14 protein-coding genes are annotated in these 15,964 nt (G+C 62.9%); 9 read left to right on the top strand and 5 right to left on the bottom strand.

Annotated elements, in window-relative coordinates:
- Window positions 1–38 precede the first annotated feature (38 nt).
- Window positions 39–1,400: an FAD-dependent oxidoreductase gene (locus FEZ60_RS05055; RefSeq protein ID WP_172935693.1), complete on the top strand. Its 1,362-nt coding sequence runs from the start codon at window positions 39–41 to the stop codon at window positions 1,398–1,400.
- A gap of 33 nt (window positions 1,401–1,433) precedes the next feature.
- On the opposite strand, the gene FEZ60_RS05060 is transcribed toward FEZ60_RS05055, so the two are convergent.
- Window positions 1,434–2,951: a PucR family transcriptional regulator gene (locus FEZ60_RS05060; RefSeq protein WP_116102137.1), complete on the bottom strand. Its 1,518-nt coding sequence runs from the start codon at window positions 2,949–2,951 to the stop codon at window positions 1,434–1,436.
- 171 nt (window positions 2,952–3,122) lie between these two features.
- On the opposite strand from FEZ60_RS05060, the gene FEZ60_RS05065 reads away from it, so the two are divergent.
- The 3 genes from FEZ60_RS05065 (at window position 3,123) to FEZ60_RS05075 (ending at window position 7,094) form a co-directional block, all read left to right on the top strand.
- On the top strand, window positions 3,123–4,553 hold the full coding sequence (locus FEZ60_RS05065) for a gamma-aminobutyraldehyde dehydrogenase (RefSeq protein ID WP_172935694.1): 1,431 nt from the start codon (window positions 3,123–3,125) through the stop codon (window positions 4,551–4,553).
- A gap of 91 nt (window positions 4,554–4,644) precedes the next feature.
- Window positions 4,645–5,544: a universal stress protein gene (locus FEZ60_RS05070; RefSeq protein WP_033234222.1), complete on the top strand. Its 900-nt coding sequence runs from the start codon at window positions 4,645–4,647 to the stop codon at window positions 5,542–5,544.
- The gene (locus tag FEZ60_RS05075) at window positions 5,541–7,094 is read left to right on the top strand and encodes an APC family permease (protein WP_033234221.1); all 1,554 of its coding nucleotides are present in this window, start codon (window positions 5,541–5,543) and stop codon (window positions 7,092–7,094) included. The genes FEZ60_RS05070 and FEZ60_RS05075 overlap by 4 nt, the downstream gene beginning before the upstream one ends.
- On the opposite strand, the gene FEZ60_RS05080 is transcribed toward FEZ60_RS05075, so the two are convergent.
- Window positions 7,081–7,692: a TetR/AcrR family transcriptional regulator C-terminal domain-containing protein gene (locus FEZ60_RS05080; RefSeq protein ID WP_033234220.1), complete on the bottom strand. Its 612-nt coding sequence runs from the start codon at window positions 7,690–7,692 to the stop codon at window positions 7,081–7,083. The genes FEZ60_RS05075 and FEZ60_RS05080 overlap by 14 nt on opposite strands.
- Window positions 7,693–7,841: 149 nt before the next feature.
- Between FEZ60_RS05080 and FEZ60_RS05085 the strand changes: the two genes are divergently transcribed.
- Both FEZ60_RS05085 and FEZ60_RS05090 read left to right on the top strand, forming a co-directional pair.
- Window positions 7,842–8,786, top strand: a complete 945-nt coding sequence (locus FEZ60_RS05085) for a nitrilase-related carbon-nitrogen hydrolase (protein ID WP_045069216.1) — start codon at window positions 7,842–7,844, stop codon at window positions 8,784–8,786.
- Window positions 8,786–9,811, top strand: a complete 1,026-nt coding sequence (locus tag FEZ60_RS05090) for an agmatine deiminase family protein (RefSeq protein ID WP_172935695.1) — start codon at window positions 8,786–8,788, stop codon at window positions 9,809–9,811. Before FEZ60_RS05085 ends, FEZ60_RS05090 begins: the two co-directional genes overlap by 1 nt.
- Here FEZ60_RS05090 and FEZ60_RS05095 read toward each other — a convergent pair.
- The 3 genes from FEZ60_RS05095 to FEZ60_RS05105 are packed head-to-tail and all read right to left on the bottom strand — an operon-like array spanning window position 9,808 to window position 13,590.
- Window positions 9,808–11,745, bottom strand: coding sequence for a VWA domain-containing protein (locus FEZ60_RS05095; protein WP_172935696.1), 1,938 nt, complete (start codon window positions 11,743–11,745; stop codon window positions 9,808–9,810). The two genes, FEZ60_RS05090 and FEZ60_RS05095, sit on opposite strands and share 4 nt — an antisense overlap.
- A gap of 10 nt (window positions 11,746–11,755) precedes the next feature.
- Window positions 11,756–13,132: an ATP-binding protein gene (locus FEZ60_RS05100; protein ID WP_116102142.1), complete on the bottom strand. Its 1,377-nt coding sequence runs from the start codon at window positions 13,130–13,132 to the stop codon at window positions 11,756–11,758.
- A 53-nt stretch (window positions 13,133–13,185) separates the two neighbouring features.
- Window positions 13,186–13,590, bottom strand: a complete 405-nt coding sequence (locus FEZ60_RS05105) for a VOC family protein (RefSeq protein ID WP_033234216.1) — start codon at window positions 13,588–13,590, stop codon at window positions 13,186–13,188.
- Window positions 13,591–13,664: 74 nt separating this feature from the next.
- Between FEZ60_RS05105 and FEZ60_RS05110 the strand changes: the two genes are divergently transcribed.
- The 3 genes from FEZ60_RS05110 to FEZ60_RS05120 all read left to right on the top strand — a co-directional run bounded on the left by FEZ60_RS05110 (window position 13,665) and on the right by FEZ60_RS05120 (window position 15,951).
- Complete coding sequence (locus FEZ60_RS05110; RefSeq protein ID WP_033234215.1) at window positions 13,665–14,237, top strand: DUF4126 domain-containing protein; 573 nt, start codon at window positions 13,665–13,667, stop codon at window positions 14,235–14,237.
- A gap of 27 nt (window positions 14,238–14,264) precedes the next feature.
- Entirely contained in the window at window positions 14,265–15,233 is a 969-nt protein-coding gene (locus tag FEZ60_RS05115; RefSeq protein WP_172935697.1) for an alpha/beta fold hydrolase, read from the top strand.
- A gap of 496 nt (window positions 15,234–15,729) precedes the next feature.
- A complete protein-coding gene (locus tag FEZ60_RS05120; RefSeq protein WP_033234213.1) occupies window positions 15,730–15,951 on the top strand; it encodes a hypothetical protein in 222 nt (73 codons plus the stop codon).
- Window positions 15,952–15,964: the final 13 nt, after the last annotated feature.

A 15,964-nucleotide genomic window follows, 5' to 3' on the forward strand; every position in this document is an offset into this window, starting at 1 on the left:
TCGACTCGAGCGGTGCTCAACCACGAAGGAGCTCGCAAGTGCCTACTCTTCAGAGAGATGTCGCAATCGTCGGCGCCGGCCCCTCCGGCCTGGCAGCCGCAACCGCGCTGCGCAAAGCCGGCTTGTCCGTCGCTGTTCTCGAGGCACGCGACCGCGTCGGCGGCCGCACCTGGACCGACACCGTCGACGGCGCGGTCCTGGAAATCGGCGGCCAGTGGGTCTCCCCCGACCAGACCGCGCTGATCGAGCTTCTCGACGACCTCGGCCTCACTACGTTCGACCGATACCGCGAGGGCGAATCCGTCTACATCTCCACCGCAGGCGAACGCACCCGCTACACCGGCGACTCCTTCCCCACGAACGACACCACCAAAAAAGAGATGGACCGCCTCATCGACGAGATGGACGATCTCGCCGCACAGATCGGCGCGGAGGAGCCGTGGGCTCATCCACTTGCCCGTGACCTCGACACCGTCTCGTTCAAGCAGTGGCTGATCAATCAGTCCGACGACGCCGAAGCTCGCGACAACATCGGACTTTTCATTGCAGGTGGCATGCTCACCAAGCCTGCCCACGCGTTCTCCGCGCTGCAGGCCGTTCTCATGGCCGCCTCCGCCGGTTCGTTCTCGAACCTGGTGGACGAGGACTTCATTCTCGACAAGCGTGTGGTCGGCGGAATGCAGCAGGTATCCATCCGCATGGCCGCCGCCCTGGGCGACGATGTCTTCCTCAACGCTCCCGTGCGTACCGTGCAGTGGACCGAAGACGGTGCAGTTGTGTTGGCGGACGGTGACGTTCGCGTCGAGGCAAAAAAGGTCATCCTGGCTGTCCCGCCCAATCTCTACTCTCGGATCTCCTACGATCCCCCGCTGCCGCGCCGTCAGCACCAGATGCACCAGCACCAGTCCCTTGGTCTGGTCATCAAGGTGCACGCCGTGTACGAGACGCCGTTCTGGCGTGAAGACGGCTTGTCCGGCACCGGTTTCGGCGCGTCCGAGGTCGTTCAGGAGGTGTACGACAACACCAACCACGAGGACACTCGTGGCACCCTGGTCGCCTTCGTCTCCGACGAGAAGGCGGACGCGATGTTCGAGCTTTCCGCCGAAGAGCGTAAGGCCACGCTTCTCGGGTCGATCGCCCGCTTCCTCGGCCCGAGGGCAGAAGAGCCGATCGTGTACTACGAATCCGACTGGGGTTCGGAGGAATGGACCCGAGGCGCGTACGCCGCGAGCTTCGATCTCGGTGGTCTGCACCGGTACGGCGCCGATTCACGGACACCGGTCGGCCCGATTCACTTCTCCTGCTCCGACATTGCGGCCGAAGGCTACCAGCACGTGGACGGCGCTGTGCGGATGGGACAACGGACGGCGGCCGACATCGTCTCCCGAGTCAAGGGATAACCCGATCGCAGTCGTGACCGCTCGTTTCAGCGGTCACGACTGCCGGGCAATGATCGCGAGTAGCAACTCCGCTCGCACCCGTGCCACGTCCAGACTGCAGTCGATCAGCGTCTCCACCTTGGCAATTCGGCTGCGCAGCGTATGCCGATGAACGCCCATGGCGATGGCCGCTGCTTCCCAATGCCCGTTGGCTTCGAGGAAAGCGCGCAACGACGCCAGCAGTTCGGTGCCGTTGTCGCGGTCGTAGCGATCGAGCGGGGCGATCATCGTTTCCGCCAACGTGTTCAGCACTTCTCGGGTTGAACTGAACGCGAGTAGCACGCTCCCTGTGAGAGCTGCGAATTCCAAAGGCTCCCCACCGGTTTCCGCCGCAGATGCGCAGAGCTGTGATTGCTCGACCGTGTCCGCTAGTGCCAGAACCTCACGTTTACCACTCAGTCCCACCCGCAACGAACGGCGGTCACCGGTCGACACATCTCGCAGCAGCGCTCGAACGAAGTCGACGTCGTCGGTTCCACGCAGAACAACCGTGACCCGGGCATCGTGGATACGTGAGAAGAGTTGCCGGCCGGCCTTGTTCAGGAACGACGCAATTTCTCCCGCGACGCGCGTCGCAATGTCGGGCGTGTCGGCCAGCACCGTGAGACCACGGATCATGCCGTCCCCGTCTGCCGCTGCCCGAATCTGCTGCCACGCCGGCGCGGGATCGCGATCCTCGGTCAACAGCAGGCCAAGCGCGTACGAGTTCAGTTGATTCTGCGTTGCCTGCAACCTAGCCGGCTTCTCGAAGTCCAACGCCAGCAACGAGTTTGCGTGACCAAGTAGGATCTGGTCGACGTAGCTCAGTGACGACGCGCTGATCACCGCCAGGTATCCGTGAAGTGTTCGGCCGACGGATATCCGTTGCGCCGCGATGGACGCCCCCGAACTCGCGAGGGTGACGCTGCTGGACGCGCCGCCGCCCAGAGTCCCCCGCAGTTCCTCGATCACGTCGTCGGCCGGCAGTTCGGGGTAACTCTCGAGCACCCGACCGGCCACGTCGAGCAACAGGACGGTCGCCGACGTCGCGATGGCGAGTTCACGCACCGTCGAGGCGGTTCCACCGGCGATAACGGCGCGCGTCATCTTCGGCTGTGCCCGCGATGCCCGCAGAACCGCTTCGTATTCCTGTTCGGCCAACCGGCTCATCACTCGTTTCACCACAGCGGCAAAGGGAGTCGGCAACGGCACCTCGATCAACGGCAGGCCGATTTCGTCAGCGACGGTAACCAGGTCGGCCGGCACCTCAGGGTACGAGAGCCCGGTGCCGAATCCGACCGCGGCCACGCCGGCCGCGTCGAGCATGCGGAGATACCGCCCACGTTTCTGCGCAGTCGACGGCAATCTGATGCCGGTCGTGAGGATGAATTCACCTCCGGTCAGCCAACGGAACGGGTCAAGCAGTTCCGTGGCGTGCGCAAACGTGATTTCTCGACCGACGCCTTCTGCCCCGCCTTTGAGTTCCAAAGCAAGGTCTTCCTGCGCCAACATCCACCGCACGGGGATCGTCATGCGCTGGACTGTACAACTCGGCGCGTCGATCCCAAAAGATTTCGACTTTTTGGCAGCTGTCGAAATCTGTGAGGCAGCGCACACTTGCTGACACAGCCCCACACAGTGCGGGTTCGTGGTGCCGTTCGTTGGGGCTGCGAACTCTTTCGACCGCGAGAGGAACCGGTACCGATGTCGATCGTCGTACTCGAGAACTACATCAACGGTGAATTTGTCGCCTCGTCCGCGACGGAAACGCTCGACCTGATCAGCCCGGTGGATGAAAGCATCGTCGGGCGTGCTCCGATCTCGACCAAAGCCGATGTGGACGCCGCCGTCGAAGCCGCACAACGCGCATTCGAGACGTGGGGCAAGACAACGCCGAGTGTCCGTCAGGCCGCGCTTCTCAAGCTCGCCGACGCGATCGAAGCGCACAGCGACGAAATCGTCGCCGCCGAGAGCGCAAATACCGGCCAGGCTCACCAGATGATCGCCGACGAGGAAGTCAAGGTCGGGGCCGATCAGATGCGTTTCTTCGCCGGCGCTGCCCGCCTCCTCGAAGGTAAGGCCGCCGGGGAATACATGGAGGGTTTCACCTCCTACGTCCGTCGTGAGCCCATCGGCGTCGTCGGTCAGGTCACGCCGTGGAACTACCCGTTCATGATGGCGCTGTGGAAGATCGGCCCTGCACTCGCTGCCGGCAACACGATCGTCCTCAAGCCGAGCGACACCACCCCGGGCAGCACGCTGGTACTGGCCAAGCTGTCCAAGGGAATCCTGCCGGACGGCGTGTTCAACGTCGTGCTCGGCAACGGCGGTACCGGCGCGACGTTGGTGGAGAATCCGGCCCTCGGTCTTGTCTCCATCACCGGTTCGGTACGTGCAGGCATCGCGGTCGCCGTATCCGCAGCGCAGCAACTCAAGCGCGCCCACCTCGAACTGGGCGGCAAGGCACCGGCCATCGTGTTCGACGACGTCGACATCGAAAAGACCGCAACCGGCATCGCCGAGGCCGCGTTCTTCAACGGCGGCCAGGACTGCACCGCAGCCACCCGCGTGATCGTCCACGAATCCATTCACGATCAGCTTGTCGACGCACTGGTGCGTAACGCCGAAAAGCTGCGCCCCGGCGCGCCTTCCGACCCTGATGCGTTCTACGGTCCGCTCAACAACATCAACCACTTCAACACCGTGAGCGACAAGATCGCGAACCTGCCGGCGTCGGCCACGATCGTGACCGGTGGAAAGCGTTCAGGCGAAACCGGATTCTTCTTCGAGCCGACGATCATCACCGGTGTCGCGCAGTCCGACGACATCGTGCAGGAAGAAACCTTCGGTCCCATCCTCACGGTCCAGAGCTTCTCCGACGAAAAGGAGGCGATCGCCCTCGCCAACGACGTTCGGTTCGGCCTTGCCTCGAGCATCTGGACCAAGGATCACGGTGTCACACAACGGCTCTCCGCAGCCCTCGACTTCGGAGCGGTGTGGATCAACTGCCACATCCCGCTCGTCGCCGAGATGCCGCACGGCGGCTTCAAGTACTCCGGCTACGGCAAGGATCTCTCCGCCTACGGAGTCGAGGATTACACCCGCCTCAAGCACGTCATGAGTTCGCACGACTGAGTCGCCGCCCCTTCCTGCTGTGCGCCTTTGTTCACCGCCCGCGGTTAACAAAGGCGCACAGCAGATTCCTCCAATCCGGAAAAGAGCCACCATGCGCCTTATCGTCGGATACCTCGCCACACCCAGCGGTAAAGACGGGCTGGTCCTCGGGACGCAGCTCGCGCGCAGTCTCGGCGCGCAACTCGACATCTGCATGGTGCTCCCTCCGGACCGAACCCTCCCGGCCAAGATTCCCTCGGAACCCGGCTACGACGACATACTCGCCGCCCGCGCGCATGAGTGGCTTGCCGAGGCTCGAGCGTCGGTGCCCGAGGACATCCCGGTCGAAGTACATCTGAGCTTCCACGAGTCGTTTGCTCAGGGACTACTCGACGAAGTGGACCGACTGGGCGCGCTGGCGATTGTGGTGGGTGCGTCCGGTGACGGTCTGCTCGGCCGCCACTCGATAGGTTCGGTGTCCACCGAACTGTTGCACTCGGCCCACGTCCCGGTTGCACTGGCACCGCGCGGAACCCGACACTCGTCGGCGTCGGCGATCCGCGAGATCACGTGTGCACTCGGTACCCGTGTCGGCGCCGATATCGTCTTGAACACGGCTGTGCGCACCAGCGAACAAATGCACGTTCCGCTGCGCCTGGTCTCACTGGTGGCGTTGGACCCGCAGAACGATCTCCGCGATCACCGCGACACTGCTGAGTCGGCGAGAGAGCGCGCGCGAAGTCACGCTCAGGACACACTCGACGTCGCAAGGGCTGCGCTCCCCGAGGATGTTCCGATCGAGGTCATCATCGCCGACGGTTCCACTGTGGAATCGGCAGTGCGTCAACTGGACTGGCAGGACGGCGATCTCGTGATGGTCGGTTCCAGTCGCCTCGCGCAGCCGCGCAAACTTTTTCTGGGCTCCACCGCCGCCAAGATGCTGCGCGTGTTGCCCGTTCCCATGGTCGTAGTGCCCAAGCACGAATTCACCCAGCCGGAGGCACTGTCATGACGAGCAACGAAACTTCGCAGCCACCTGCAGGCAACGAACTGAGTTCCAAAGGTCTCGCCACCGGCAAGATCGGGATGATCTCCGGCGCAGTTCTCGGAATCTCTTCCGTGGCACCGGGTTACACCCTGACCGCCAGTATCGGATTGATCGTCGCCGCGGTCGGCCTCAAGATGCCCGCCATCTTCATCGCCGGATTCATTCCGATGTTCCTCACCGCGTACGCATATCGCGAACTGAACTCCGATACTCCAGACTGCGGGGCGTCATTCACGTGGTCCACCAAGGCATTCGGCCCGTACGTCGGCTGGATGTGCGGTTGGGGCATGGTGATCGCCACCATCATCGTGCTCTCGAATCTCGCCGCCATTGCCGTCGACTTCTTCTATCTGTTCATCGCACGGGTGGTCGACAATCCGTCGATCGCGGATCTACCGGGTAACAAACTCGTCAATGTCGGCACGACGCTGGTGTTCATCGCCCTGGCCACCTGGATAGCGAGTCGAGGAATCACCACGAGCGAGCGCGTGCAGTTCGCACTCGTCGGCTTCCAGATGGTGCTGCTCGTCGTCTTTGCCGTCGTCGCGCTCGTTCACGTCGGTGCCGGAGACGCCCCGGCCGGATTGTCGTTCGACCTCAGTTGGTTCAACCCGTTCAGCGGACTCGCCATCGGCGCTTTTGTCATCGGACTGACCGGATCGATCTTCGCCTTCTGGGGCTGGGACACGTGCCTGACGTTGGGTGAGGAGTCGAAGAACCCCAAGAAGACCCCGGGCCGCGCCGGACTACTGTGTGTTGCAACCATTCTCCTGACCTATCTGCTGGTTGCCGTTGCCGCGATGATGTACGCCGGTGTCGGCGAGGAAGGCCTCGGACTCGGAAATCCCGAGAATTCGGAGAACGTCTTCGGCGCATTGGCAGACCCCGTGCTGGGCGACTGGGGCGGAATGCTCCTCTTCCTTGCCGTCTTCGTATCCTCGGTCGCCAGCCTCCAGACCACGTTCCTCCCGGCCGCACGAACCATGCTCGCGATGGGAGCCTACGGAGCCTTCCCCAAGAAGCTTGCCGAGGTATCCCCGCGGTTCTTGGTGCCGTCCTACGCGACCGTGGTTGCCGGCGTTGTGACGGCGGTGTTCTACACCGTTGTCACGTTCCTCTCCGAAAGCGCTCTCCTCGACACGATCGCTGCGCTGGGCATCATGATCTGCTGGTACTACGGCATCACGGCATTTGCGTGTGTCTGGTACTTCCGCCGGACGGTGTTCGACAGCATGCGCAACTTCGTCTTCCGACTGGCGTTCCCGCTACTGGGTGGCCTGATGCTGCTCGCGGTGTTCGTCATCTCGATCCAAGAGAGCATGGATCCCGAGAATGCGAGTGGCGCTTCGATCGGCGGAATCGGCCTGGTGTTCTTCCTGGGCTTCGGAATCCTGATCCTCGGCGCCGTACTGATGATGGTGATGCGCGTGCGCAACCCGGAGTTCTTCGAGGGCAAGACCCTCAACCGCGACACGGTCGCGTTGCGCGACGAAAGCGATCTCAGCTCGACTTAGGAGACTGGGCAACCAACCCAGCCATCAGCACGCGCAAACCGAATTCGAAGGCGGCATCGGCACGTTCGGGATTTTTCCCGGACGTTGCCAATGCCGCCTTCATCGCGTCGTTCACTTCCGGCCCGGCGGCCCATTGGACCTCCGGCGCTGCCAGATCGAGCGCGGAACCGAGAACAAAACTGTCTACCGTCGTGATCGCGTGGAGCGTCGCCGACGGATCGAACCCACCGTCCGAAAATGCCTGCGCCAGTGCGTTGTACAGACCGAAGGCAACACCGGCTTGCACCGTCTGGGCAGTGAAGAGCGGGATCAAGCGAGGATGCTCGGCATAGCTGCGCCGATATTCGGACGCCAACGCCGCTACGGTGTCGGTCCACGAACCGTCAACCGATCGGAGGTCGATGCCCGCCATCAATTGAGCTCTCATCAGTTCGACGATCTCGGCCCGCCCGGACACATGGTTGTACAACGAGGACGGTCGCACCTTCAGTCTTCCCGCGAGTCCCGGCATGGTGAAGTCGCCGGTTTCGTCCACCGATTCGATTGCCGCCTCGGTGATGATTTCGGGCGAGAGCAGTCGTTGCGATGGCCGCGGCATATGTCCTCCTGTAGTGATCCACACCGTTCGGGGCGCCGCAAAAAACAATTCCTCGAAAGTCCTTGATCAATCAGCGCTCACCCACCATACTTAACGAATCACATTCGTTTTACGTTGAACGTCGAACATCCGAGTACTGAGGAAACCCCATGCTGACGATCACCGCCCTCACTCCGCCCGAGTCGCCGGCCGCGACAGCGCAGTCCACGTCTGCCCCACTGCGCGTCGGCCTCGTCCAACATCGCTGGCACGAGGACCGCAGCGACCTCCATACCGAACTGAGCGAAGGCATCGCGGCCGCAGCGAAGCTGGGCGCTTGCGTGGTCTTCCTCCCGGAGCTGACGCTCAGCCGCTACCCGGCCTCCACCCCCGCCGCCGACAATCCCGGACGCCAAGCGGAAGACCTGCTCACCGGACCCACGCTCGCCTTCGCAGCCAAGGCTGCCGCCGAGAACCAAGTACTCGTTCATGCGTCGCTGTACGAGCGCAGCGAGGCCGAGGACGGACTGGGCTTCAACACCGCGATCCTCGTCTCGCCCGCCGGTGAACTTCTCGGGAGAACCCGCAAGCTCCACATTCCGGTGACCGCCGGGTACTACGAGGACACGTACTTCCGAGGAGGCCCGGCGCAGGACGCGTACCCCGTTCACGAGGCACTCGGCGCCAAGTTCGGACTCCCGACGTGCTGGGACGAGTGGTTCCCCGAGGTCGCGCGCGCTTACTCACTCGCCGGTGCACAGGTCCTGGTGTACCCCACGGCGATCGGCTCGGAGCCCGATCACCCGAACTTCGACACCCAACCGCTGTGGCAGCAGGTGATCGTCGGAAACGGTATCGCGAACGGCACCTTCATGGTTGTCCCCAACCGCCACGGCAGCGAAGGTCTCATCACCTTCTACGGTTCGTCCTTCATCTCGGACCCGTACGGACGCATCCTCGTTCAGGCTCCCCGTGACGAATCCGCTGTGCTGGTAGCCGATCTCGATCTTCAGCAGCGCGAGGACTGGCTTGCACTGTTCCCGTTCCTGGCCACTCGCCGACCCGACACCTACGCGGCCCTGACCGCACCGGTGAACACCGCGGGAGCCAACTGATGACCTGGCGTATGCCCGCGGAAAGTGAACCGCACGAACGTACCTGGATGGCCTACCCCAGCGCCGGATACTCCCTTGGGGACACTGCGGAGCAGCAGCACGAAGCGCGGTCGACGTGGGCTGCAGTTGCTCACGCCATCGCAGAATTCGAGCCGGTCACCGTCGTCGTCGACCCGGCGGAGGTCGAAGAAGCACGAAAGTACCTGTCCGAGAAGATCGATATCGTCGAAGCGCCGCTCAACGACGCCTGGATGCGCGACATCGGACCCACATTCGTGTTGTCGGACGACGGCCGTCTCGGCGGCGTCGACTGGGTGTTCAACGGCTGGGGCGCACAGGATTGGGCGCAGTGGGACAAGGACTCGAAAATCGGAGCGTTTGTCGTCGAACAATCCGGCGCCCAGTTGATCGACTCACCACTCGTCAACGAGGGCGGCGGCATTGCGGTCGACGGCCTCGGCACCGTGTTGGTCACCGAAACCGTCCAACTCGATCCGGGGCGCAATCCCGATCTGACAAAGGCAGACATCGAGGCCGAACTCGCCCGCACCATCGGCGCCAAGCACGTGATCTGGCTGCCGCGCGGCTTGACTCGCGATCAGGAGACCTACGGAACCCGCGGACACGTCGACATCGTCGCGGCCATCTCGTCCCCCGGAGTGGTACTGATCCACGACCAGCGCAACCCCATGCACCCCGACTACGCCGTCAGCAAGACCATCATCGAGTTGTTCGAACGCTCGACCGATGTCGGCGGACGGCCGTGGAAGGTCATCCGTGTTCCCGCTCCCGAGATCCTGCGCGACGACGAGGGATTCGTCGACTACAGCTACATCAACCACCTCGTGGTCAACCGCGGAGTGATCGCCTGCAGCTTCGACGATCCCGCCGACGCGGAAGCGGTCGAGATTCTTGCAGCCGCCTATCCAGGACGCACCGTCGTCACCGTCGACGCGAGGCCTCTGTTCGAACGCGGCGGCGGCATCCATTGCATCACCCAACATCAGCCGGCCGAGCAAAACTAGTGACGGCCCCGCATGTAGTCGCTGACCACGGCTGCGCCGAGGCCGTCGACATCAGGAGCTATGACGCGTCCGCCCACCCGGTGCGCCATTCGGTCGACCACCCTGGCCAGACCAGGATCCTCACCGAGCCGGAAGAACGTGACCTTGGCGCCCAGCCTGGCCACCGCGTCGAGTGCGCGAACCGTAAGTCCCAGGGTTCGCGCACTCGGCGGGTAGTCGAACCGTGCTTCTCCGTCCGCTTCGAGATGAGCCGTCGGCTCACCGTCGGTGACGATCAGCACCACCGGCTGCGCGTTGGAATGGCGTCGAAGGTGCCTGGCCGCCAACAAGAGTGCATGGTGGAGGTTGGTTCCCTGATCCCACGCGCCGTCCAGTCCCGCCAACTCCGACGGGTTCAACACATGCGCGTGGCGTCCGAAGGCGATGAGTTGTAGTTCGTCACTGCGGAAACGGGTGCTCACCAGATGATTGAGCGCCAGCGCGGTGCGCTTCATCGGTACCCACCGATCTTCCATCACCATGGAGAACGACGTGTCCACCAACAATGCGACGGCAGCCTGACTACGCTGCTCCGTTTCGGCAACTTCGACGTCGACGACGCTCAGCCGCACCGGCATTCGGCCCGGGTCACGAAGCACAGCGTTGGTGATCGTTCTCGTGACGTCCCAGGGTTCTGTGTCCCCGAATTCCCATTCTCGGGAAGCTCCGGTCGGTTCGCCCATCGACCCGGCCCGACGCGTATCTCGTTGTCCGTTTCTGGATGACAACTGACCGGCAACGTCGCGCAGTGCCGTCTGTCCGAGTTGGCGCATCGCCTTGGGCGACAAGCGCCATTGGCCGTCTGGTGCCCGATCGAAGAAACCCTGTTCCTGCAAGGCCTTTTCGAGATCGGCCAGGGTGCGAGCGTCAGCTGCGGCTTCGCCACCGAGTTGCCTCGCGAGCAGTTCGGGGTCGATGTCGTCGAGCCCTGCGCCCGCATACTGTTGCGAGAGTTGATCGGCCAACGATTCCAGCTCGGCGATATCGGACAGTGCGCCAGTCCCCTCACCCAAGCCCATTCCGTTGTCCCCGCGGAACTGCTGCGAACCTTCCCAGTCCTCCCCCGGCCGGGCGGCCTGCAGATGCTGATCCAACTTGCCGAGTTCGTCGATCAGGCTCGGATCACCGAAAGCCTGCTGCGCCAAAGCATCCAACTCGTCACGTTGCTCTTGAGACAGCGAGTTTCGTAGGCGCTGCGCCGCAGCGGCGCGTTGCGCGAGGGAGTCGAGAAGTTCCTCGACATTGCGGGGGTTGTCGGGAAAATACTCTCCGTATTTGTCCATGAACTCCGTGAACTGCTCCGGAGTGTCAACCCCACGTGCATGAGCGTCGAGCAGTTGATTCAGATCGGCCAGCATCTGGCGAATCTGCTCACGATCCTCGTTGGTAGCGCCCTCGAGTGCCTGCTTCATTCCCGAAAAACGCTGATCGAGAACCTCGCGTCCGAGAAGATCACGAATCTTCTCGTAGTCGGCTCTCGCCTGCTCGCTGCGCCAGTTGTAATCGGCCAGTTCCTGAACTGCCTGAGCCGTCGACGGCGGCAACTCCTCGATGCGCATTTCGTTGAACCTGGCATCGTCGTCGAGAGCGCGCGCCAACTCCTTGCGCTCCTCGAGCACCGCCTTGTCCAGCAATTTCCGGGCCTCGTCGAGAGTTCCGCCGAGGTTGTTGCGGCGCAGCAGTTCACGTCGACGCCGATTGGCCTGGGCGGCAAGGTCGTCGAGCCCACGCATGTCCCGGTTGCCGCGCCGCAGAAGCTCGCGCAGCGCGTGGCGAGGCGACGTCCCGGACAGCACGTCATCACCGATCGCCGCCAACGCATCGCGCAGGTCCACCGGCGGTGCCAGCGGATCGGGGCCGCCGTCGTATGGCCCATAGCGCGGATTGTGAATCATCGCCCGCTCCTTACGAGTACACCGAGCGGCCGCCCGGGCCTTGATCTTTGGAGATCCGGCGCGCGAGGTAGAGCCCTTCGAGCGCCAACTCGGCACCAGCGGCACGCTCACCGTCGGATTGGGCACCAAGACGTTCGGCGATCTCGTCCAGAACCTCGATCTCGGGCAGTTCTTCGAGAAGCGCCTTGGCCGTGACGGATTCACCCGTGACGACGGTATTGCCCATCTCCACGGCGGCAACCAACATTCCCAGGTCGATTCCACCGAGGCGCACCCGAACGGTGTCTGCCGTCGCTCGACGCAACAGGTGCTCGAGCACTTCCAGTTCGCGGCCCTCTTCGCCGGATTCGAACTCCACCTTGCCGCGCAGAACTTCCACGACCGATTCCAGATCTACCGGTCTCGCAACAGCATCCGCCTCACCGAGGACCGCGGCACGTCGTACCGCTGCGGCACTGACGGTCTCGGCGCCGGCCACGGCAAACCGTGCCGACACACCCGAACGCTGGTCGACGGACGTGGATTCACGGAGCAGTCGAGTGAAGCGGGCAAGGATCTCGAGCAGGTAGTCGGGAACCTCCGCTGCGAGATGCGCTTCCTGCTCGATCACAGCGATTTCGTCCATCAACTCGACCGGATAGTGGGTACGAATCTCAGCACCGAAACGGTCTTTGAGCGGGGTGATGATGCGCCCGCGGTTGGTGTAGTCCTCGGGGTTGGCGCTCGCCACCAACAGTACGTCGAGCGGGAGCCGCAACGTGTATCCACGAACCTGGATGTCGCGCTCTTCCATCACGTTGAGAAGCGACACCTGGATACGCTCGGCGAGGTCCGGAAGTTCGTTGATCGCCACAATTCCGCGGTGCGCTCGGGGAACGAGGCCGAAGTGAATGGTCTCTGGGTCACCGAGGCTGCGCCCCTCCGCGACCTTGACCGGATCGACGTCACCGATCAGGTCCGCGACCGAGGTATCAGGGGTCGCAAGTTTCTCGGAGTACCGCTCGCTGCGGTGACGCCACACCACCGGCAGGTCGTCGCCCAGTTCCTCGGCTCGACGAATCGAAGCCGGCGTGATCGGCTCGTAGGGATGCTCCCCCAGCTCCGACCCTTCGATGACGGGCGTCCATTCGTCGAGCAGCAAGCTGAGCGTTCGAAGCACTCTTGTCTTGCCCTGCCCACGTTCGCCGAGTAGGACGACGTCGTGGCCGGCGATCAGGGCCCGCTCGAGTTGCGGAGCGACAGTGTCCTCGAACCCGACTATGCCGGGCCAAGGATCGCGGCCGTCCCGCAACGCGGCGAGAAGGTTCTCCCGAATTTCTTCTTTGACACTTCGTTGCACGTGTCCGGTGGCGCGTAGCTCACCGAGGGTCTTGGCGACAGTCACCACACCAAGTTACGAGCATTTGCGCGATTGCGCCGCGCGCCGAAAAAGATTCGAGGTCAGCCCTGCACCTGAGACTGGTCCATCCAGATGATTTCCCAGATGTGGCCGTCGGGATCCTGGAAGCTGCGGGAGTACATGAATCCGTGGTCCTGAGTGGCATTTCCAGCGCTGCCACCTGTTGCCAAAGCCTTGTCGACGATGGTGTCCACTGCCTCGCGAGTCTCCGCCGACAGACCCAACAGCGCTTCCGTCGACGTAGACGTGTCGGCAATTTCCTTCGACGTGAAGGTCTTGAAAAATGGCTCTGCCAGCAACATCACGACAATTTCGTCGCTGATGACGATCGACGACGCGTTGTCGTCGGAAAACTGTGGGTTCTTGGCGTACCCGAGCCCCTCGTAGAAGGCTGTGGCCTTGCCCAGGTCCTTGACGGGCAGGTTGAGGAAGAACATGGTCGGCATGAAAGTTCCTTTCCGATGGTTTGGTGTGTGCCTTTATACCCGTACGCGATGAAATCCAGACCTAAACTCCACCCATGGATACCTGGGTCTTACCCGCCATGCTCGGCCTCGGCCTTGCCGCAGCTTCGGGGATGCGAACGTTCCTGCCGCTGCTGATGCTGAGCGCTGCCGTCCATTTCGAGCTGTTCGGGATCACCGTCGGTGAGTCGATGCAGTGGATCGGATCGACCGGCGCTCTGGTGGCGCTGGCGATCGCCGCGGTCGTCGAATTGGGTGCCGACCTCATTCCCTTTGTCGACAACGCGCTATCCGTGGTCGGCAATGTCACCGGTCCCATCGCCGGGGTGATCGCGGCCTGGGCCGCGTTCAGTCATCTTGATCCTGCGGTGGCGGGGATAGCCGCCATCATCGTCGGGGCACCAACGGCACTGACCTTCAGCTCCGCGCAGACCGGCGCGCGAGCGGTCAGTACGGCAACCACCGGTGGGCTCGCCAACCCTGTGCTCTCGGTCGTCGAGGACGTGCTGACGTTCTTCACGTCGTTGATTGCGATGATCCTTCCGCTCCTGATCATTCCGCTGCTTGCCGCCCTCTTGTGGTTCAGTTGGCGGGGCCTGCGCCGCCTCCGCGGTGCGCGTACCGCCTGAACATCCGAACCTGGTAGACAGGTCGTCATGTCCGACACCGAGATCACGTTTCAATCCGGCGACGTCACCCTCTTCGGGAGCCTGCGCCTCGCCACGACTTCAGACGTACAAGCACCTGCCGCGCTCATCCTGGCGGGTAGCGGTCCCACCGATCGCAACGGCGACAGCGCACTCCTCGAAGGCGACATCGGTACGCTTCGGTTCATCGCGGATCTCCTTGAAGAACAGGGTATTTCGAGTCTGCGGTACGACAAGATCGGCAGCGGTGAAACCGGATTGGGAACGTACGAGGTCGACGACATAGCGGATCTCGGTTTCAACACGTACGTCGACGCGGCCTCTTCCGGTCTCGACTTCCTGACAGCGCAACCCGGCGTCGACGCCGAGCGACTGATCATCATCGGTCACAGCGACGGCGCGGTGGTGGCTCTTGCCGTGGCCACCGGTCACGGCGGTTCCCGCGTCCATGCACTCGCTCTGGTCGAACCGCTGAGCATCAGGCTCCTCGACCTTCTGACCAACCAGATTCACGGGCAACTCGACGCGGTTGTCGGGGCCGGGCAGTTGCCGGTCGAATTGGCTGACGAGCTTCGAGTGGCGCTCGCCGGCGCAGTCGAATCGTTGCGCAGTGACGGCACGGTTCCCGACGATCTTCCCGAACCTCTCCGCAATGCCGGACTGGTGTACGCAAATGCCAAGGCTCTCGCCGAGGAAGATGCACTGGACCCGGTTGCACTGGTGGCGTCGCTTCCAGCCGGCATGCCGGTCCTCACCAGTTGCTCGGCCAAGGACATCCAGATCGTTCCGGCCGAGGTCGCGGCACTCGACGAGGCTCTCGCTCATACCGCGCTCACCTCGGTACGGATGAAGAACGCGAGTTTCGTACTCAAGGATCTCGGTGACGAGCACTCGACGGGCCCCGATTACGTCGCGCCCCTGCCGTACTCGAGCGAGTTTGCCGAGCCGTTTGCTGCCTGGGTTCGCTCACTCCGCTGAGCCGCCGCCCCGGGCTGCATACAGACCGGACGGCCTTGTTTTTCGATATGGAAGTCCCCTTGCGAATCATCGCGAGGGGACTTCCATTTTTGGTACTGGACCTGCACAAAGAGCAGCTGCGCGACGCAGAACGCCGGGACAAAAGTCACACGGAGTTTACGTTTGTGTTGGTTTTTATTGGTGCAATCCCTGGCAGCGTCCTGTACGGTCATCCATTAACCAGCTACGCCGAACGAGAAAGGCACGGATCAGATGACGCTTCACCCGAACTTTGCATCCGCGCTTTCGTGGCGCAGTTGCACCGCCCCCGTACAGATTTTTTCCGCCGGCACATCGGCAGATCGTATGGCCGGTAAGGCGATGAATCACAAGCACATCAGCCATAAGCGCGGTGTCCCCCGAGAATGATCCACCGATTGATCGGATCCGTTTTCGGGCACCCAGGGCAAAAGCCTCGGGTGCCTTTTCTTTTACCTTTCACATGCAGGAGAACAACATGAAACTTCGAGTCAACCAACTGTCCACCGCGCCCCCGTATGCCGATCTGCCCTCCGACCTGAGCGGTTACGCCGTCACACTGGACCTGTCGCACTCCGACGCGGCCCACGAAGCGACTCTTGGCGGTTTGATCAGCGAAATCCGCGCCCGCGGCGCTTCCCGCGTCGTGATCACCGGAACTCCGCGTGAACTCCAGGGAACACACACCCACGCTGCCTGACCCGATACGCAAA

It is taken from the genome of Rhodococcus sp. MS16 (assembly GCF_013277795.1).
Taxonomy (GTDB): domain Bacteria; phylum Actinomycetota; class Actinomycetes; order Mycobacteriales; family Mycobacteriaceae; genus Rhodococcus_F; species Rhodococcus_F globerula.

Bases quoted from the DNA above. Each gene is read 5' to 3' on its own strand.
- FEZ60_RS05060 (WP_116102137.1), bottom strand. From the start codon at position 2,951: ATGACGATCCCCGTGCGGTGGATGTTGGCGCAGGAAGACCTTGCTTTG.
- FEZ60_RS05065 (WP_172935694.1), top strand. From the start codon at position 3,123: ATGTCGATCGTCGTACTCGAGAACTACATCAACGGTGAATTTGTCGCC.
- FEZ60_RS05070 (WP_033234222.1), top strand. From the start codon at position 4,645: ATGCGCCTTATCGTCGGATACCTCGCCACACCCAGCGGTAAAGACGGG.
- FEZ60_RS05075 (WP_033234221.1), top strand. From the start codon at position 5,541: ATGACGAGCAACGAAACTTCGCAGCCACCTGCAGGCAACGAACTGAGT.
- FEZ60_RS05080 (WP_033234220.1), bottom strand. From the start codon at position 7,692: ATGCCGCGGCCATCGCAACGACTGCTCTCGCCCGAAATCATCACCGAG.
- FEZ60_RS05085 (WP_045069216.1), top strand. From the start codon at position 7,842: ATGCTGACGATCACCGCCCTCACTCCGCCCGAGTCGCCGGCCGCGACA.
- FEZ60_RS05090 (WP_172935695.1), top strand. From the start codon at position 8,786: ATGACCTGGCGTATGCCCGCGGAAAGTGAACCGCACGAACGTACCTGG.
- FEZ60_RS05095 (WP_172935696.1), bottom strand. From the start codon at position 11,745: ATGATTCACAATCCGCGCTATGGGCCATACGACGGCGGCCCCGATCCG.
- FEZ60_RS05105 (WP_033234216.1), bottom strand. From the start codon at position 13,590: ATGCCGACCATGTTCTTCCTCAACCTGCCCGTCAAGGACCTGGGCAAG.
- FEZ60_RS05110 (WP_033234215.1), top strand. From the start codon at position 13,665: ATGGATACCTGGGTCTTACCCGCCATGCTCGGCCTCGGCCTTGCCGCA.
- FEZ60_RS05115 (WP_172935697.1), top strand. From the start codon at position 14,265: ATGTCCGACACCGAGATCACGTTTCAATCCGGCGACGTCACCCTCTTC.
- FEZ60_RS05120 (WP_033234213.1), top strand. From the start codon at position 15,730: ATGAAACTTCGAGTCAACCAACTGTCCACCGCGCCCCCGTATGCCGAT.